Source organism: Anaerosacchariphilus hominis, assembly GCF_014290175.1.
GTDB lineage: Bacteria > Bacillota > Clostridia > Lachnospirales > Lachnospiraceae > Laedolimicola > Laedolimicola hominis.
In genome coordinates, this window is sequence record NZ_JACOOR010000005.1 from 57,066 (window position 1) to 73,322 (window position 16,257).

The 16,257-nt window shown below is 51.0% G+C and carries 18 protein-coding genes; 2 read left to right on the forward strand and 16 right to left on the reverse strand.

Annotated elements, in window-relative coordinates:
* Positions 1-8: 8 nt before the first annotated feature.
* The 4 genes from H8S44_RS09535 to H8S44_RS09550 are packed head-to-tail and all read right to left on the reverse strand — an operon-like array spanning position 9 to position 2,454.
* Positions 9-764 carry an ATP-binding protein gene (locus H8S44_RS09535; protein ID WP_186873463.1) on the reverse strand — a complete coding sequence of 252 codons (756 nt, stop codon included), beginning with the start codon at positions 762-764 and terminating at the stop codon, positions 9-11.
* Positions 761-922, reverse strand: coding sequence for a hypothetical protein (locus H8S44_RS09540; RefSeq protein WP_186873464.1), 162 nt, complete (start codon positions 920-922; stop codon positions 761-763). The genes H8S44_RS09535 and H8S44_RS09540 overlap by 4 nt, the downstream gene beginning before the upstream one ends.
* Before the next feature lie 31 nt (positions 923-953).
* Positions 954-1,631 (reverse strand): DUF3786 domain-containing protein, encoded by a 678-nt coding sequence (locus H8S44_RS09545; protein WP_186873465.1) that lies wholly within the window; start codon positions 1,629-1,631, stop codon positions 954-956.
* A 52-nt stretch (positions 1,632-1,683) separates the two neighbouring features.
* On the reverse strand, positions 1,684-2,454 hold the full coding sequence (locus tag H8S44_RS09550) for an ATP-binding protein (RefSeq protein WP_186873664.1): 771 nt from the start codon (positions 2,452-2,454) through the stop codon (positions 1,684-1,686).
* A gap of 242 nt (positions 2,455-2,696) precedes the next feature.
* Here H8S44_RS09550 and H8S44_RS09555 point away from each other — a divergent pair, with 242 nt between their 5' ends.
* The gene (locus tag H8S44_RS09555; protein ID WP_186873466.1) at positions 2,697-3,284 is read left to right on the forward strand and encodes a TetR/AcrR family transcriptional regulator; all 588 of its coding nucleotides are present in this window, start codon (positions 2,697-2,699) and stop codon (positions 3,282-3,284) included.
* Positions 3,285-3,343: 59 nt separating this feature from the next.
* Here the strand turns inward: H8S44_RS09555 and H8S44_RS09560 are convergent, their stop codons facing one another.
* The 4 genes from H8S44_RS09560 to H8S44_RS09575 are packed head-to-tail and all read right to left on the reverse strand — an operon-like array spanning position 3,344 to position 9,258.
* Positions 3,344-5,152 carry an ABC-F family ATP-binding cassette domain-containing protein gene (locus tag H8S44_RS09560; RefSeq protein ID WP_186873467.1) on the reverse strand — a complete coding sequence of 603 codons (1,809 nt, stop codon included), beginning with the start codon at positions 5,150-5,152 and terminating at the stop codon, positions 3,344-3,346.
* 20 nt (positions 5,153-5,172) lie between these two features.
* Positions 5,173-7,230 carry an ATP-dependent DNA helicase RecG gene (recG, locus tag H8S44_RS09565; RefSeq protein WP_186873468.1) on the reverse strand — a complete coding sequence of 686 codons (2,058 nt, stop codon included), beginning with the start codon at positions 7,228-7,230 and terminating at the stop codon, positions 5,173-5,175.
* A gap of 3 nt (positions 7,231-7,233) precedes the next feature.
* Entirely contained in the window at positions 7,234-8,877 is a 1,644-nt protein-coding gene (locus H8S44_RS09570; protein WP_186873469.1) for a DAK2 domain-containing protein, read from the reverse strand.
* 24 nt (positions 8,878-8,901) lie between these two features.
* Entirely contained in the window at positions 8,902-9,258 is a 357-nt protein-coding gene (locus tag H8S44_RS09575) for an Asp23/Gls24 family envelope stress response protein (protein ID WP_186873470.1), read from the reverse strand.
* A 256-nt stretch (positions 9,259-9,514) separates the two neighbouring features.
* Here H8S44_RS09575 and rpmB point away from each other — a divergent pair, with 256 nt between their 5' ends.
* Entirely contained in the window at positions 9,515-9,700 is a 186-nt protein-coding gene (gene rpmB, locus H8S44_RS09580) for a 50S ribosomal protein L28 (RefSeq protein ID WP_158362047.1), read from the forward strand.
* Between the two features lie 135 nt (positions 9,701-9,835).
* Here rpmB and H8S44_RS09585 read toward each other — a convergent pair whose 3' ends face one another.
* The 8 genes from H8S44_RS09585 to H8S44_RS09620 form a co-directional block, all read right to left on the reverse strand.
* Positions 9,836-10,792 (reverse strand): TraX family protein, encoded by a 957-nt coding sequence (locus H8S44_RS09585; protein ID WP_186873471.1) that lies wholly within the window; start codon positions 10,790-10,792, stop codon positions 9,836-9,838.
* Positions 10,793-10,826: 34 nt separating this feature from the next.
* Positions 10,827-10,988, reverse strand: a complete 162-nt coding sequence (locus tag H8S44_RS09590) for a hypothetical protein (protein WP_186873472.1) — start codon at positions 10,986-10,988, stop codon at positions 10,827-10,829.
* 101 nt (positions 10,989-11,089) lie between these two features.
* The gene (locus H8S44_RS09595) at positions 11,090-11,515 is read right to left on the reverse strand and encodes a GerW family sporulation protein (protein WP_186873473.1); all 426 of its coding nucleotides are present in this window, start codon (positions 11,513-11,515) and stop codon (positions 11,090-11,092) included.
* A gap of 19 nt (positions 11,516-11,534) precedes the next feature.
* Positions 11,535-12,437 (reverse strand): DUF2953 domain-containing protein, encoded by a 903-nt coding sequence (locus H8S44_RS09600; protein ID WP_186873474.1) that lies wholly within the window; start codon positions 12,435-12,437, stop codon positions 11,535-11,537.
* Positions 12,438-12,460: 23 nt separating this feature from the next.
* Entirely contained in the window at positions 12,461-12,817 is a 357-nt protein-coding gene (locus H8S44_RS09605; RefSeq protein WP_186873475.1) for a hypothetical protein, read from the reverse strand.
* Positions 12,818-12,932: 115 nt separating this feature from the next.
* Positions 12,933-13,385 (reverse strand): NUDIX hydrolase, encoded by a 453-nt coding sequence (locus H8S44_RS09610; RefSeq protein WP_186873476.1) that lies wholly within the window; start codon positions 13,383-13,385, stop codon positions 12,933-12,935.
* A gap of 70 nt (positions 13,386-13,455) precedes the next feature.
* Complete coding sequence (locus H8S44_RS09615; protein ID WP_330593550.1) at positions 13,456-14,937, reverse strand: peptidoglycan D,D-transpeptidase FtsI family protein; 1,482 nt, start codon at positions 14,935-14,937, stop codon at positions 13,456-13,458.
* Positions 14,867-16,255, reverse strand: a complete 1,389-nt coding sequence (locus H8S44_RS09620) for an FtsW/RodA/SpoVE family cell cycle protein (protein ID WP_186873477.1) — start codon at positions 16,253-16,255, stop codon at positions 14,867-14,869. Before H8S44_RS09620 ends, H8S44_RS09615 begins: the two co-directional genes overlap by 71 nt.
* Between the last annotated feature and the right edge of the window lie 2 nt (positions 16,256-16,257).

The following is a 16,257-nucleotide window of genomic DNA, read 5'->3' on the forward strand; positions in this document are numbered from 1 at the left end:
GGAACTTGTTATATCTGCGTCCTGCAGATCTTCTTTGCTGCCTGATTAAGCTCACTGTTCTCCAAAATCAGCTTTTGGCCAAGCAGCGCTGCCTTTGTGAGTTCTGGCTCTACAGGCAGAACTGCCAGTATCCGCTCAGGATCTCCTATGGCCTGCTCCAGCACCTTCCTGCTTTCCTCGTCCACCTTATTCAATACATAATACACGGGTTTTTGAAGCCTTCCACTCAGCTCTCCTATCTTCACCGCAAGCTTGGCAGACTCATAGGAAGGATCACAGACCATCAGAATCAGATCCACCTCATCATCCAAACCGCGCCCGAAATGCTCAATTCCAGCCTCCATGTCCAGAATAGCGATCTGATTTTCCTCAAGCGTTAATCTGCTGACAAACTGCTTCATCACCGTTCCCATAGCGCAGGCACAGCCCTCGTTCGCCTGATGAATCTTTCCGCTTACCATCAGCTTGATTCCGTTCTTTTCTGTGTAATACCCTTTTGGAATATCACTAAGCTTCCACTGTCCTTCAAAGAATTGATGCGTAAAATTAGATAGCATCATATCCTTCAGAACTTCCTCTTTCCCTCCCAAAAAACCGGTAAATTCCTTTGGATTTTCCATACTGAGATGCCGGTGCAGTCCATAGTTCGATTCGTCAGAATCGATGATCAGAACTTCTTTTCCCGCCGCCGCAAATCTTTCCGCCAGCAGCGATACGATGGTGCTTTTTCCGCTTCCACCCTTTCCACATACAGATATTTTCACTTTGCCACCTCCTCAAGATACAGGGACAGATGTACGTCGCCCGGTATTGCAAAACCGCACTGATCGCAGATGCTTTCTCCCACAGTCTGCCCATCCCGTATAAATACCTCTATCACGCCTCCGCATTTGGGGCAGTCAATCTCTTCAATCGTCGTCATACCGCGTGCTTCCTGGCACGTAGGTAATACATCACTCATTTTCGCACCTGCTTTCTTTCTTTATTTCTCTGCATTTTTTCATATAATCCATCACAATATCCCCCACGTAAGCCACATCCTCTGCGGAAAATGCCGCAGGGAAATTATCCGAAAAAAGGATCTGGGCAGAAGGTGGGAATCCCTCCTCCGGTTCACCCTCCCACAGAATCAGACAGAGCTTCAGATCCTCCAGAAACTCAAACTCATATGCCGCATCTCCTGTCTCCTTTTTGATTCCATGCAGGCTTTCCATGATCCTGCGGAATTCCGGAATCCGGGTTCCGTAATTTCTCGCAAGCCGGAAGATACATCTGCCCTGGAACTGACGGTAATATACCTCACCCCAGGGAAGATCATGGTAGGAAATCATTTTCCCTGAGCTCATCACTGCGTTCCCGTCCAGCAGATACCGGAGCAGCAGAATCTGTGCGTCGATATTTTCTTCCAGCATATAGATACCGTTTCCCTGTTCCTGATAGCGGATCTGAAATTCCGGATGTGTCACCTGATAGAGAACTCCCATAAACCGAATCAGGAATGCCTGCTCCTTTTCGTGAAAGGTAAGGCCGGAGCTTTCGCTTATCACCTTGGGAGAGATCTCCTGATACCGCTTCAGGTAATGACGGTACGGCTGCTGTGTCAGGTTATCCTTTGCGTATTCCAGCTTCATATTTGATACGACCTTTCTTTTTCCTTTCCATTTTTTTGGCTGTTCCTTCCGACTACAGTTCCAGCTTTTCCACAATCTCCTGAAGGGCTTTCCGCACCGGAGAGTCCATGGGAAGCTGTACAATGGGCTTTCCGTCGCAGTCAAAGCGGTAAATCATATCGTCATGAGGCACTACTCCAAGGAGCTCCAGGTTCTGATTTTGTATCTCTTCCAGTGTTCCGGCATCCAGATTCCCCTCCGGAGCCCGGTTGATAATCAGTCCCACCTTCTTTGGCTTAAAATTCAGCTCCTTCATCAAAGCAGCAATCCGTCCGGCTGCCTGCACGCCTCTCCTGGAACAGTCGCTGACTAAAATCGCGATCTCCATCATCGGCAGGAGCCCACGGCTTACATGCTCCATTCCTGCCTCATTGTCCACCACCACATAAGGGTAATGGCTCTGCAGCTTCTGTACCTGCGTCTGAACCAGGCCATTCACAAAGCAGTAGCAGCCTTGCCCCTGGCTGCGCCCCATGACCATCAGATCAAAGTCATCCTCCTCTGTAAGGGCGTCTGCCAGCCGGGCCTCCAGATAATCCTTTTTCGTTACCCCGACGGGAATCTTATACCGGCTGTCCGATCCCGCCCGCTCGATCTCCTCCCGGAGCTCTCCAAGGGTGATGCCCGCCTCCACACCAAGCACCTCATTGAGATTTGAGTTGGCATCCGCATCCACGGCCAGAACCGGCTTCTTCCCGCTCTGGCAGAGATACTGAATCAAAAGGCCGGTAAGCGTGGTCTTTCCCACACCGCCTTTGCCGGCTACTGCAATCACATGTCCCATATCCTCTCCATCCTTTCCTGTGCCAAATCCATATTTTCCTGCGTTCAGCAATTATCCTGCTGCCCTCCTGATACAGGGCGTTCTTTTTATAAACAATATGTTGATTTTCTTTACAAACTGATTATAATAAAAGTATCAGAAAATACAATCATCAATTTAAAGCTGTCTGTAGGTTTCTGAACAGTTTTCCGTATTCTGTTCAGAAGCTCCAATAGAAATCATCGAAAAAGGAGGAAATTCCCATGCCGGAAAAGACACAGAAAGAAGACCGGAGGACGCGTTATACCCGCCAGGTCATAAAGGAAGCATTTTTAACGCTCCTGGAAGAAAAGGAATATCCCAAAATCACAGTCACTGAGATCTGCAGGCTTGCGGAAATCAACCGGGGAACCTTCTATCTCCACTATTATGATACTGCCGATGTGCTGGATGATCTTCTAAGCGAAATTCTGAAAGAAACCACCAGCGTCATCGACCATGTCTTCTGCCCTGCAAGAGCCTCCGGGAACTGCTCCTATCCTTTCTGCGACAGGCTGCACAGCAGCGACCGATATCAGGCGCTTTTTCTCGACGACACCATCTCCGCACAAATCATAGAAAAAATGGCGGAAACGACAAAAGAAGACTATGTGACCTGGCTGATGTCACACAGTCTCCTTACCTTTGAAGAAGCCGAAGCCATTTTTTATTTCCAGATGAACGGCTGCCTGTCCATCAATAAAGTCATGCTGCGCAATCACTGCTCCGACTGGAAAAAGATACAGCGGGCCATCGATCAGTTTATCCGCGCGGGGCTGGAATCATTTCTGATCCGGGATCAGAGGGAATAGTGATCCGCATTTCATCCGATAACGGCGTTTTGTCTGTCAATATTCTCCTTGCCACGCACCTACTGGGCGTCAATTTTTTCCTTCAGCTCCGTCAGATACATCCAGCGCTCCATCTTCTCATCCAGAAGGCTCTGCGTCTCTTCCTTTTCCTTCGTAAGCTCCGTTAAGCGGCTATACTGGCTGGCATGGGCAATCATTTCTTTATCCAGCTCCTCGATCTTCGCTTCCAGCGCAGCGATATCGTCCTCGATGGTATCGAATTCCTTCTGTTCCTTGTAGGTGAATTTCAGCTTCTTCTCACCCTTGTCCCAGGTAGCCTTCTTTTTTCCGCCGGCTTCGGAAGCTCCCGCTGCTTTTACGCTCTTTAAAGCGCCGCCAAAATCCGTCCCTGCTGCGCCATGCTCCCGGGCCAGCGCTTCCATATAGTCGGTATAGCCGCCCTCGTACTGGCGGAAATGACCGTTGCCGTCGAAGGCAAAGATCCGATCCACCACATTGTCCAGGAAATACCGATCGTGGGAAACGAGAATCACGATTCCAATAAAGGAGTTCAGGTAATCCTCCAGAATCGTCAGCGTGGGAATATCCAGCTCGTTGCTGACCTCGTCCATAACCAGCACATTGGGGCCGGTCTGCAGGACGCCCAAGAGATACAGCCGCCGCTTTTCCCCGCCGGAGAGCTTTCCGATGGGCGCGTACTGCATATCCGGTGTAAACAGAAAGCGTTCCAGCATCTGGGACGCCGTGATCCGTCCGTCCCGGGTGGGAATGTACTCGGCAATATCCTTCACATAGTCGATAACCCGCTGATTTTCATCCATTTCCGGCAGCTCCTGGGCGAAATAGCCAAGCTTGATGGTCTCGCCCATCTCCACATCGCCGGAATCCGGCGGGATCTGCCCTGCTATCATTTTCAGCAAAGTAGACTTTCCGCAGCCATTTGGACCAACAAATGCGATAGTCTGATTTTTCAGGAAAATATAGGTAAAATCCTCAACAATCCTTCGGCCTTCGTATTCCTTGGATACGTGGTGCAGCTCAATGGTCTTTTTGCCCATGCGGGTTTCGACCGAATCCAGCTCCACGGTTTTATCAAAGACCGGAGCCCTTCCGGCCTTCAACGCTTCCAGCCGATCCAGTCGCGCCTGCTGCTTGGTGGTCCGGGCCCGACAGCCTCTGGCCGCCCATTCCAGCTCCATGCGGAGAATGCTCTGCCGCTTCCGCTCGGTGGCCAGCTCCATTTCCTCCCGCTTTGCTTTCAGCTCCAGGAAACCGGAATAGTTGGCCTGGTAACTGTAAAGCTTCCCACGGCTGATTTCCAGAATCCGGTTGGTCACCCGATCCAGAAAATAGCGGTCATGGGTTACCAGAATCACGGTTCCCCGGAATTTTCGAAGATAGGTTTCCAGCCAGCGAATCATTTCCTCGTCCAGATGGTTGGTAGGCTCGTCCAGAATCAGAATATCCGCCGGAAGCAGCAGGGTCCGTGCCAGGGCCACCCGTTTCTTCTGCCCGCCGGACAGGGTTTCGATCTGCGCTTCCACATCCGGGATGCCCAGAGTATTCAGCATATTTTTCGCATCGTACTCGGTGACTTCTCCGCCTGCCACACAGGACAGCACCGTCACGCCCTCGGGAAAGGTATTGGCCTGGGATAAAAACGCCAGCTTCATGCCATTCTGCATGATCACCTGACCCTTATCCGGCTCCTCTGTTCCTGCGATAATCCGGAGCAAAGTAGTTTTTCCGGTTCCGTTGATCCCGATGATACCTATCTTCTCATTCTCCTGAATTCCGCAGGAAATATCGTCAAAAATCCATTTATCTCCGTAAAGCTTGCTTACGTGCTCAATGTTTAAAATGTTCATAATACTTCTGTCTTATCTCCTCACAAACTCATCCGCGCCATCCCCGCCAACCGGTACTCCAGAAGCTTCTCTCTAAGCCCCTGATGCTCCTCCAGCTTCAGCTCCGGGTCCAATTTTTCGATCTTCGCGGCTTCCTCACTGGCAGCCTGCAGGATCAACGCGTCTGTAAAAATATCTCCGATCTTAAACTCCAGAATTCCACTCTGCCGGATTCCGAACAGGTCGCCCGGTCCCCGAAGCTTCAGGTCTTCTGAAGCGATATAAAAGCCATCGTTGGATTTATTCAGAATCTCCAGTCGCTTCTTCGTATCCTTGCTGTCAGAACCGCTGACAAAGATACAGTAGGACTGATGCTTTCCACGCCCTACACGTCCTCGCAGCTGATGAAGCTGAGCCAGGCCGAAGCGCTCGGCATTCTCCACCATCATGACGGTGGCGTTTGGCACATTGACTCCCACCTCAATGACTGTCGTGGATACCAGCACCTGGATTTCGCCTGCGGCGAAGCGCTCCATAATATCGTTCTTATCGGCAGCCTTCATTTTCCCGTGCAGATATTCAATGGTGATGCCGCTCGCCAGCTTTTTTTGCAGCTTCTCCGTATAATCCACCACATTTTCAATCTCAATCTCCGGATTTTCCTCCACCATGGGGCAGATGATATACACCTGCCGCCCGGCGGCCACTTCCCGCTCAATAAAGCGATAAGCCTTAGGGCGGTAACTCTCGTCCACCACACAGTTCTTGATGGGCAAACGGTTGGCCGGCAGTTCATCAATGACGGAGATATCCAGATCTCCGTAAATGATAATCGCCAGAGTCCGTGGAATCGGCGTGGCGCTCATAACCAGCACATGGGGATGCAGGCCCTTTCCTGCCAGTGTCTCCCTCTGGCGAACGCCAAACCGGTGCTGCTCGTCCGTCACCACCAGACCCAGATGAGCAAAGTTCACCTTTTCCTGAATCAGCGCATGGGTGCCGATGATAATCTGCGCCTCCCCGCTCTCAATACGGGCGTAGGCCTCCCGCTTCTCCTTTGCCGTCATGGAACCGGTCAACAGCTCCACTCCTGTATCCATGGAAAGCCCGAAAAGCAGCTCCCGGATACTCTCCGCATGCTGTCTCGCCAGCACCTCGGTGGGTGCCATCAGCGCCCCCTGCCAGCCGCTCTCCACTGCGGAAAGCAGCGCAAGCAACGCAATAACCGTCTTACCGGATCCCACGTCTCCCTGCACCAGCCGGTTCATGACCGTCTCTCCCATCAGATCCGCCTGAATCTCATTCCAGACCCGCTTCTGGGCCCCGGTAAGCTCATAAGGCAGGGACGAAAGCAGCTGCTTCACAGCCACTCCCGGATGAATCACACACTCATTGACTGTGTCTTCGGTCTGCTCTTTCATCTGCCGCAGGGCTAAAATAAACAGGAAAAACTCATCAAAGACCAGCCGCTTTCTGGCCAGCAGCAGGTCTTCCCGTTTTACCGGGAAATGAATGGCCCGCAGAGCAAAGTTATATTCCGCTAACTTCTGTTCGTTCCGGATATGCTCCGGTAGGTATTCTGTGTCCAGATCAAGCTGGTCAAAGGCCTGGCGCACCGCCTTTGTTACGGTCTTATTGGACAGGCCACCGGTCAGTCCGTAGATGGGCTGCATGGTATCCAACAGCTTCTCATAGTCCTCCGGCGCGTAAATTTCCGGCTGTTCCATGGTAATCCGGCCTTTTTTCTTCTGCACCCGCCCCCGGAAGATGTAGGTACATCCCGGAAGCAGGCTGTTTCGCAGAAACGGCATATTGAACCAGGAAAGCTGCAGGTGCATGCCGAACTCTTCCAGGGAAACCGTGGTAATATGATACCGGCCCGCCTTTCTGCCATCCGGCGCCCGGTGGATAAAACCGGTCACAGCCTGCACCCGGTCAGTCTCCAGATTAGCAAAGGTCACCGGTTTTTCGTATACGTCATAAGTTCTCGGATAATAAGACAAGAGCTCCCCCACCGTGTCCACTCCGACACGGTGAAAGAGCGCAGCCGTCTTTTCTCCAATGCCCTTCAGGGCTGTCATTGGGGAAGCTGTATTCATTTTCTACTCCACAGAAACTACATAATAGTAAATCGGCTGTCCGCCAAAATGAACTTCGATATCGCAGTCCGGATACAGGTCGCTTAAGTCCTCGCCAAGCTTATCCGCATCCTCTTTCTTCACGTCCTCGCCATAGTAAATACTGATGAGCTCGGAATCCTCGTCGATGAGCTCCTTGAACATGTCAAGGGTGGTCTGCTCCACGTCTTCGCCCACTGCCAGAATAGCGTGATCGCCGATACCCATGATATTGCCCTCTTTGATCTCCTTATCGTCAATGTGGGTGTCGCGGACAGCATAAGTCACCTGACCGGTCTTCACATTGGCCAGCTCCTCGGTCATGCGGGCCTCGTTCTCCTCTGCGGTGGAATCCGGCATGAAGTTGATCATGGCAGTGATTCCCTGGGGAACGGTCTTTGTGGGAATGACGATAATATCCTTATCCTCGCACAGGGCCTTTGCCTGATTTGCCGCCAGGATGATATTCTTATTGTTCGGCAGGATGAAGATATGCTCCGCATTCACCTGGTCAATGGCATTCAGCATGTCCTCCGTACTGGGGTTCATGGTCTGGCCGCCCTCAATGAGGTAGTCCACGCCAAGGCCCTTGAAGATCTCGCCGATGCCGTCGCCGATGGATACGGAGATGAAGCCTATTTTCTTTCTCGGCTCTTCCTTCTTCTGCTGGGCCGCGATCTTGGAAGCGTCTTTGATGAGCTTCTCCTCGTGCTCCTCGCGCATATTGTCGATCTTCAGGCGGGACAGAGAACCGTAGGTCAGCGCTTTTTCGATAGCCTGGCCCGGATGATTCGTATGTACGTGAATCTTTACGATATCCTCGTCAGCCACACACACGATGGAATCACCGATGGACTCCAGAAAGCCCTTGAACTCTGTCTCATCCTTATGATCAAACTTCTGATTCAATACAATAATAAACTCGGTGCAGTAACCGAACTTAATCTCAGCCTCTGTCTCGGCGCTGATCTTCACCGGAGCGGACTTGCTCGGTGTTTCAAAAGTATAGTCCACTTCTTTTCCGAGATAAGCGTCATAAGCGCCTTTCAGGACTTCCACCAGACCCTGTCCGCCGGAATCCACCACGCCTGCTTCTTTCAGAACCGGCAGAAGATCCGGTGTGGTCGCCAGCACACGCTCTGCCTCCTCGATGATTCCGGAGAAGAATACATCCAGCTCTTCTTCCTCCAGGGCCAGCTCCGCAGCCTTTTCAGCCGCACCTCTTGCCACTGTCAGAATCGTTCCTTCCTTGGGCTTCATAACTGCCTTATACGCAGTCTCCACCGCTTTCTGGAAGGCGTTCGCAATAGTCATGGCATCCAGTGTCTCGCAGCTCCGGATACCCTTGGTGAAGCCTCTGAGCAGCTGGGACAGGATAACGCCGGAGTTTCCGCGGGCTCCTCGAAGGGAACCGGAAGAAATCGCCTTTGCTACGGTCTCCATGGTGCGCTCGGACAGGTTATTCACCTCGGAAGCTGCGGACATGATGGTCAACGTCATATTCGTTCCCGTATCGCCGTCCGGAACCGGAAATACATTCAGCTCGTTAATCCACTCTTTTTTTGCTTCCAGATTCTTGGCTCCGGCCAGAAACATCTTTGTGAGCGTGTTTACCTCTATCGTTTTCATAATGACAAAAAACTCCTCCTGAAATTAGTCTATTACCCGTACACCTTCTACAAAGATGTTGATTTTCTCGATGGTCATTCCTGTGAATGCCTCCACCTTGTACTTTACATTGCTGATCAGATTGTCCGATACAGCAGAAATGCTGACGCCATAAGCCACGATGACATGGAAAGAAAGGGTGATCCGGTTGTCGTTGATCTTCACATTGACACCGCGGGTCAGGTTATCCCCCTTCACAAGCTTTACAAGTCCGTCTTTCATATTTACCATGGCCATTCCTACGATACCGAAGCACTCTACCGCTACGGATCCGGCATATCTGGCAATAACCTCCGGGTCAATCATGACAGCGCCCATCTGCGTATTCATAAGTCCCTTCATTATCATTACCTCCACTCTTATTTTTATAAATCTTTTTTCCATCAAAAAATCCTGCGCCCCTATCCTTTCATCTCAAGTGACACAGATATAGTTTATTATAACCTGTTTTTCCCCGAAAAGAAAGCTATTTTTCGTACTTTCTAAAAAATTGTAATATTTTTAAATTAATACTTGCAAAATATAGGGGTTTCTGCTAGAATAACTTATGTTGCGAGCCTATATATAGGTTCACTATCGTTCAAGAGGAGGTGCAAACATGGCAAAGTGTGCAATCTGTGAAAAAGGCGCTCATTTCGGAAACAATGTCAGCCACTCACATAGACGTTCCAACAAAATGTGGAAATCCAATGTTAAGTCTGTAAAGGTTAAGGTGAACGGTGCTGCCAGAAAGATGTATGTATGTACATCCTGTCTGAAGTCCGGAGCAGTTGAGAGAGCTTAAGTTTGAGATTGAAAAATTAGGAGCAGCCTGTGCCGCTCCTTTTTTTGTGTCCGAAAATCCATCTGTAATAATAAAATCCCCCGGCATACACCTCTATGGCACTGCCGGGGATTTTCATTTCTCACCGCTCTTCTTTTATTTCATCAGTACCGCGCCGATAAACCACAGCGCATACAGATGTACCGGATAAAGCACATAATAAAAATACTTCCGAAAGGCCGGGGACAGACCGCCTGCCTTTTTCTTTCTTCTGCTGTTCCGTTCGTTTTTCGCTGCCTTCCGATAGCCCAGGCGCCCATTGCAGGCCAGCACCAGTGGCAGGGCAAAGATCATCATCCACTGAAAATCGTTGTTGAACATATGATAGATATCAAACAGGGGCCGGAAAGACGCTCCCCAGAGCACCAGGCCGGTCATGATCTCCATCAGGGCCACCAGCACGTCATGTCCCACCAGAGAGAACAGACGTCCCCAGAGACCGAAGGCGGAGTTCACAAAGAATATCAGAAAGATGCCCAGATAACCCAGAATCAGGTTCTTCTTATTCTTATCCTCTTTCGTAAAATAGAACAACGCGCCCAGAAGTACATACATCAACGCGCCCTCGCAGGTCAGCGCGCTTCCCAGAACGGCTGTGCCCAGGTTCAGCACCGCATAGGGCACCTCGATGACCTCGTAAAGGCCCGCCCACACACCGGCGATGGCCACCTGATAAAAGATATAGGTGAACCAGATCTTAAACTTCCGACTGGGATGACGATTTGCATATTCCACCACGTCCACCAGAAAGGCAGAAGCAAAAAGTGTCGCGAACATATTGCTGGTGACGGCGGTTACCAGTCCTGTCTTTTCTGCCACAACAGACATGACCAGATTCAGGACCCCCATGGATACGCTGGCGATATACAGCCGTTTATAGTAGGCCTTCCGGTCACTGGTCTTCTCCAGACTCCAGGCCATGCAGTAAAAAAACAGCGGAGCGGACAGCCTTCCTATCCACTGCAGAAATACCGGAGCTCCCGGAATCAGGGCTCCGATATAGTTCAGCACCATGGTAACCAGTGCTATCCGCTTCAATACCGTAACTGACATGTTTCTTTTTCTCCTGTACTTCTAAATCATTCTTCTACTTCTTGCACCGTCCGCCGGAGGAAAAGAGATTATATCCCACCAGCATCAGGGAGAAGGCTGCCAGCGCCCGTACAAACCATCCGTTCACCGGCATAAAAAAGGTCGTAAGGATCCCTACGCCTATCCAGAACATCACAAATCCGAGAAGCTGTCTCATGGCGGCTCCGGCATACGCTTTCTTATTTCAGTCTATGCCGTCCGGCCCCTCTTTGTTCCTACTCCTCTGTTTCTTCTATTCCTGTCTTCTATTCCCGTCTTTTATTTCTGCTCTTTGGCTTCCGTTTTCTCAGGCTCATCTTTCTCGATGACATCCACCGCATCCTGAATAGCGTCTGCCACAGGACTGCTGTCCTTGGAACCGGAGGTAAACTTATTCACAAAATCCGGGACCATATCCAGAATCTTGGTCACCGTATCCTGATTTTTCACGTTCACCAGCTTGGTGACGCCGTTTGAAATCACCAGAATGGCGCTGGGGGAAATCTTCGCTCCCATACCGCCGCCCGCGTTCTGCTTCTTATCTCCCGCGAAAGCGCCCGCGCCCACGCCAAAGGATACGTCCACCAGGGGCAGGATGATGGTATCGCCCACAGTCACCGCGTCTCCCACTACAGTCTTCGTCGTAATAAAGCTGTCCATGCCCTTAAACAGGGACTCCACTGTAGTATCAAATGTATTGTTCATAAGAAAACCTCCTTACTGTTTATCCGTTAAATTTAGCATAGACAAATCGAATATTTTTATCCCAGAAAAGCTTCCATGCGATCTGTACCAGAGTCACCATCCGAAGACGCCCTTCCACAAAGAGCTCTCCCCGAAGCACCGTCTCTTCAAAGTCCGGCGTCACCTGCACGCCTGTTCCGTACAAGGGATAAAAGATAGCTGCTGCGCCCAGAAGCTCTCCGGTCAATGCCGGATCTCCCGTGCCGAAGTATATATCCCCTCGAAGCTTGTTCGGAAGAAGCTTTCCCAGCAGCCGTTTTACCTGGGCCCAGGCCAGGATAAAGGCCGCTTTCGTCCTGTCGTCTCCGGCAAATCGTTTCATTCGTTTTATTTTAACACAGAAGCGGTGTATTGTATATTTAAGATTTCTTAATTTTCCGGCCAGCCGTTTCAGGAAGATCCGGATTGCCAGCAGGAAAATACGGATTCGATTCCAGAGAGACTTTTTTCTCTCCGGTGCTTCCGAATGTTCTGATACTTCCGAATGCTCCGATTCCGGTTTTTCTGCTGTCTTTCGCTCCGGCTGTTTGTCCGGATCCGACCGCGGCCGCGACTGTGGCTGCTGCAGTGTTTCATCTGCCGGAAGCGCTTCTACGGTTTTCTGTTCCACAGCTTCTTCCTCCGCCAGCAGGTCCTTCACGGTAAAGCACAGAATCTTAAGCTTCGCTGAGATACCGTCCCTTTCCAGCTTCACCGGAACCCGCACCAGACGCAAAAGCCAGGACAGCTCCCCTTCCGCCTGAAATCCCTCTTCCTTCCGGACATGCCCCCGATAGCGCACCGGCACCAGAAGAACCAGGGCCAGGATCAGCAGCAAAAGCCCCAGAAGCCCTGCCGCGATCAGCAGTAATATTTTCAAGATAAGCCATAGTACGTGCAGCATCCCGTCTTACCTCTGCTCTTTCCTTATTCTCTGAGCGGTTCCGCCATCGGCCTCTTCTGCCCGCTCTCTTCCGCCTGTCCAAAATACTCCCGTACCCGGAAGCCGCCCGTCTCCCGGTAGATATCCTCTACCATCTGCTGCACCAGCTCCAGGGCCTCGTCGTAGCCGGCAGCGATCCCCACGATATAAGGATTTCTCCGGTAAAAGGCCGGCTGCTTCAGATGAGCCGCATGGAAGATGTCAAACAGATTCTCCGGATTTGATGCCAGGGCGATCAGATAGATGCTCACCATGCCGATTCCCCGGTTGGCTTTCTTTATGATTCTGTCCTTTTTCGCGGCTGTCTTTTCACTCAGGTAAAGATGTTCCGCCCACTGCATTTCAGTCCTCTTTCCTACATTACTTTCTTTTACAAAAATGAGGGTATCGATCAAATGGTTTCCGACACCCTCCCTTTTGTCTTTCCTGCTCTCTGAAAGATAAAAACGCATTTTCCTAAAAATACTTCTTATTTCCCCAGAGATTACTTTTTTTCAGATCCAGATATTCATTATAAGCCTTCTCCAGGATCTGCTTTTCGTTGGAAAACTTCAGCAGATGATAGGCCTCGTGGTACTTATAATATCCCGAATCCACAAAATACTCTTCACGCTGTGGTTTACTGTAATAATTATCCGCCATCATCAGATACCAGTGTACATCTTTCTCCACCGTGTCCTCCGGTACGGTGAAGGAGTACTGGCTCTTCCCGATGTACTTGATAATAGCAGCATCTACGCCTGTTTCCTCGCGCACTTCTCTGACCGCCGTCTCTTTATACTCTTCGCCCGGCTCTACAGTTCCCTTCGGCAGTACCCAGCCCTCGTACCGGTTCTTGTAGTTCTTGTACAAAAGCAGGATCTTGCCCCGAAATATTACCACACCGCCACAACTGGTTGCTTCAATCATTGCATAACCTCCTGTCCTGGTGTGCCTGTAACTGCATCTAGTATACCTCTTTTCACTGCTTTTGACAACCCTAACTTCCCGAGGTAAGGCTGTTATGCCAGGCGCTGAAAATCTTCCGTGCCACGGGTACCGCGTATTCGCTTCCGGATCCCTTCTCTTCGATCAGGACGCAGACTACGATATCCTCCTGCTCCTCTGTATCGGAAAAACCCACAAACCAGGCATGGCTTTTCTTTTTATCGCTGGAATACTCGGCTGTTCCGGTCTTTCCCGCCACCGGAAAGCCCAAATCTGAAAGCTTGCTTCCGGTACCGCTCTCTACCACGGCTTTCATATACTCTGTCAGATTCTGAGCCTCCGCTGCGGTCATCAGGGGGCCATACTCCTCCGGTTCGAAGCTTTTCACCAGGGAACTTTCCGCGTTCTCCACACGTTCCAGAAGATAGGGCTTCATAAGCTTTCCCTCATTGGCTATGGCGGATGCGATCAGGGCCATATGAAGGGGGGATACCAGGGTCTGTCCCTGTCCCACCGCTGTCATCATTTTGTCCGCGGGGACTGCACTGTCATCCAGAGAAAAGGAACTTTTGGAATAGGTCAGTTCAAAGGGCAGCTCCCTGTTGAACATCAGGCTGTCGCAGGCGGCGGACAGGCTGGATGTGTTCAGGCCCAGCCCGATGGACGCAAAGGCCGCGTTGCAGGATTTTGCAAAGGCTTTGGTCAGATCCTCGTCCCCATGGGCCTTTTTATTGTAGCAGTTGATGGTATAATTGCCCTCGGTGAGCTTTCCGTTACAATGAAAAGTGAAATCTGCGTAGGTGGAGGGATTCTCCCTCATATATTCCAGCAATGTGATGATCTTGAAGGTGGATCCGGGCGCATAGAGACCCTGGGCTGCCCGGTTATAGAGGGCACTCTCTGTATCGTCCTCCGACGTCAGGCTGTCCCAATTGGCATTAATCTGCTCCGGATCAAAATCCGGTTTGGATACCATGGCCAGGACTCTGCCAGTCCCGGCCTCCAGCACCACTGCCGCGCCCCGGTTGCTTCCCAGAGCATCCCAGGCGGTTTTCTGCAGGTTTACATCCAGGGTGGTGATCACCTGGTCGCCCTGGTTCTTTTCCTCTTTAATCTCATTTTGGATCCGTTCTACCACCGGCATATCCGAGGTCAGCAGGTAGAAGTTCGCCAGGGTCTCCAGGCCCGTCCTGCCCCGGGTGGAATACCCCACCACATGGGAAAATACATTGCCGAAGGGATAACTGCGGGTCTCTGTCCCGTCCTCGGCGGTCTTCGTCTCCGCCAACACCGTTCCGTCGGAAGCTAGGATCTTTCCCCGGATAATCTTCTCCGCGAAGGCGTCCTGTCTGGCGTTGTAGGGGTTGTTGATCACATCCGGGCTTAAAACTGCCTCAAAGTAGATAAAATATCCGATCATGCAGGTAAACAGACCGATGAACAGATAGGTGATCACCGCCAGCTCATGATTTTTTGCCGATCTGCTTTTTCCTGTTTTTCCTGATTTTTGATTTGGCTGCCCGTTCTTTTTCACTCTGTATCGCCTCGTCTTCCTTCAAAAGATACATTCCCTGTATAATCGCAAACATCATGATACTGGCCGTCAGGGAGCTGCCTCCATAGCTCACCAGCGGCAGGGTCACGCCCGTGGATGGGATAAACCGGATGGCTCCGCCCACGGTCAGAAACACCTGAAAGCCGTAGAGGATTCCCAGCCCCAGAGCCGTGTATTTGTAAAACACATTTTTGATCTGCATGGCAATATTAATAAACATAATAAAGCAGCTCATGCAGATGAGAATCAGGCAGATGGCAAAGATTCCGCCGAATTCCTCAGAAATAGCTGAGAAGATAAAGTCCTGCTCCACCACGGGAATCTTCCCCGGCATCCCCTGATTCAGGCCCATGCCAAGCCAGTGCCCTGTTCCCACCGCAAAGAGAGACTGGGTGATCTGATACCCTTCTTTATCAATGACGCTGAAAGGATCTGTCCAGGCCAGCACCCGCACCCGCACATGGGAGAACAGGTGGTAACCCGCAAAAGCCGCCCCACAGCCTGCTCCCAGGCCGCCCAGAAAGTAAAGAGGCTTTTTCGTGGCCACATAGAAAATCACCAGATAGGCTGTAAAGAATAACAGTGCTCCGCCCAGATCCCGGGATACCACCAGCACCAGCACATGGATACCGGCCATGACGGTAGTGGCCAGAAGCTCCCGAAACTCCGTACTCCGGACCAGTCTGGCTGCGGCGAAAAGCACAAAGCTGATCTTTACAAACTCCGAGGGCTGAAAGCTAAAGCTTCCCAGCACGATGGCCAGCTTTGCTCCTGAAGTGGTCTTTCCGAAAAAGGACACGGCCACCAGAAGTAAAAGGCCCGCGATTCCGTAAAACCAGGACATTTTCTGAAGAAAAGCCCCCTTTCGGATCAACACCGGAATCAGCATGGACAGAGCCAGGGCCACAGCCGCGATCTGAAACTGCCTCACCGCCTTGTCATAGGACAGCCGGGTAAGCATAATAAAACCGACGGCCATGAGAAAGCACATGTGATTCAGTACCAGACGGCTCACCCCCGGATACAGCACCCGGGTAAAAAATACCGCTGCCTGAAGCAGCACAATCTGGAACAGGAAAAACAGCAGCAGCTTTTCCTGTCCCTCCTGCTCCGTCTGCGCCAGCAGCACCACGCAGGCCAGCACCTGAATCAGTACTGTCAGCAGATTCTGAACCCTCCAGCCGTGATTGATTTCCTCCTGATTCTTCTTCCGCAGCACGGAAAAGCTCAGGAAGGTGTACATGGCTATGAAAAGAATAAAAACAAACTTAGACAATTCCACAATTAAACTGGTCATAC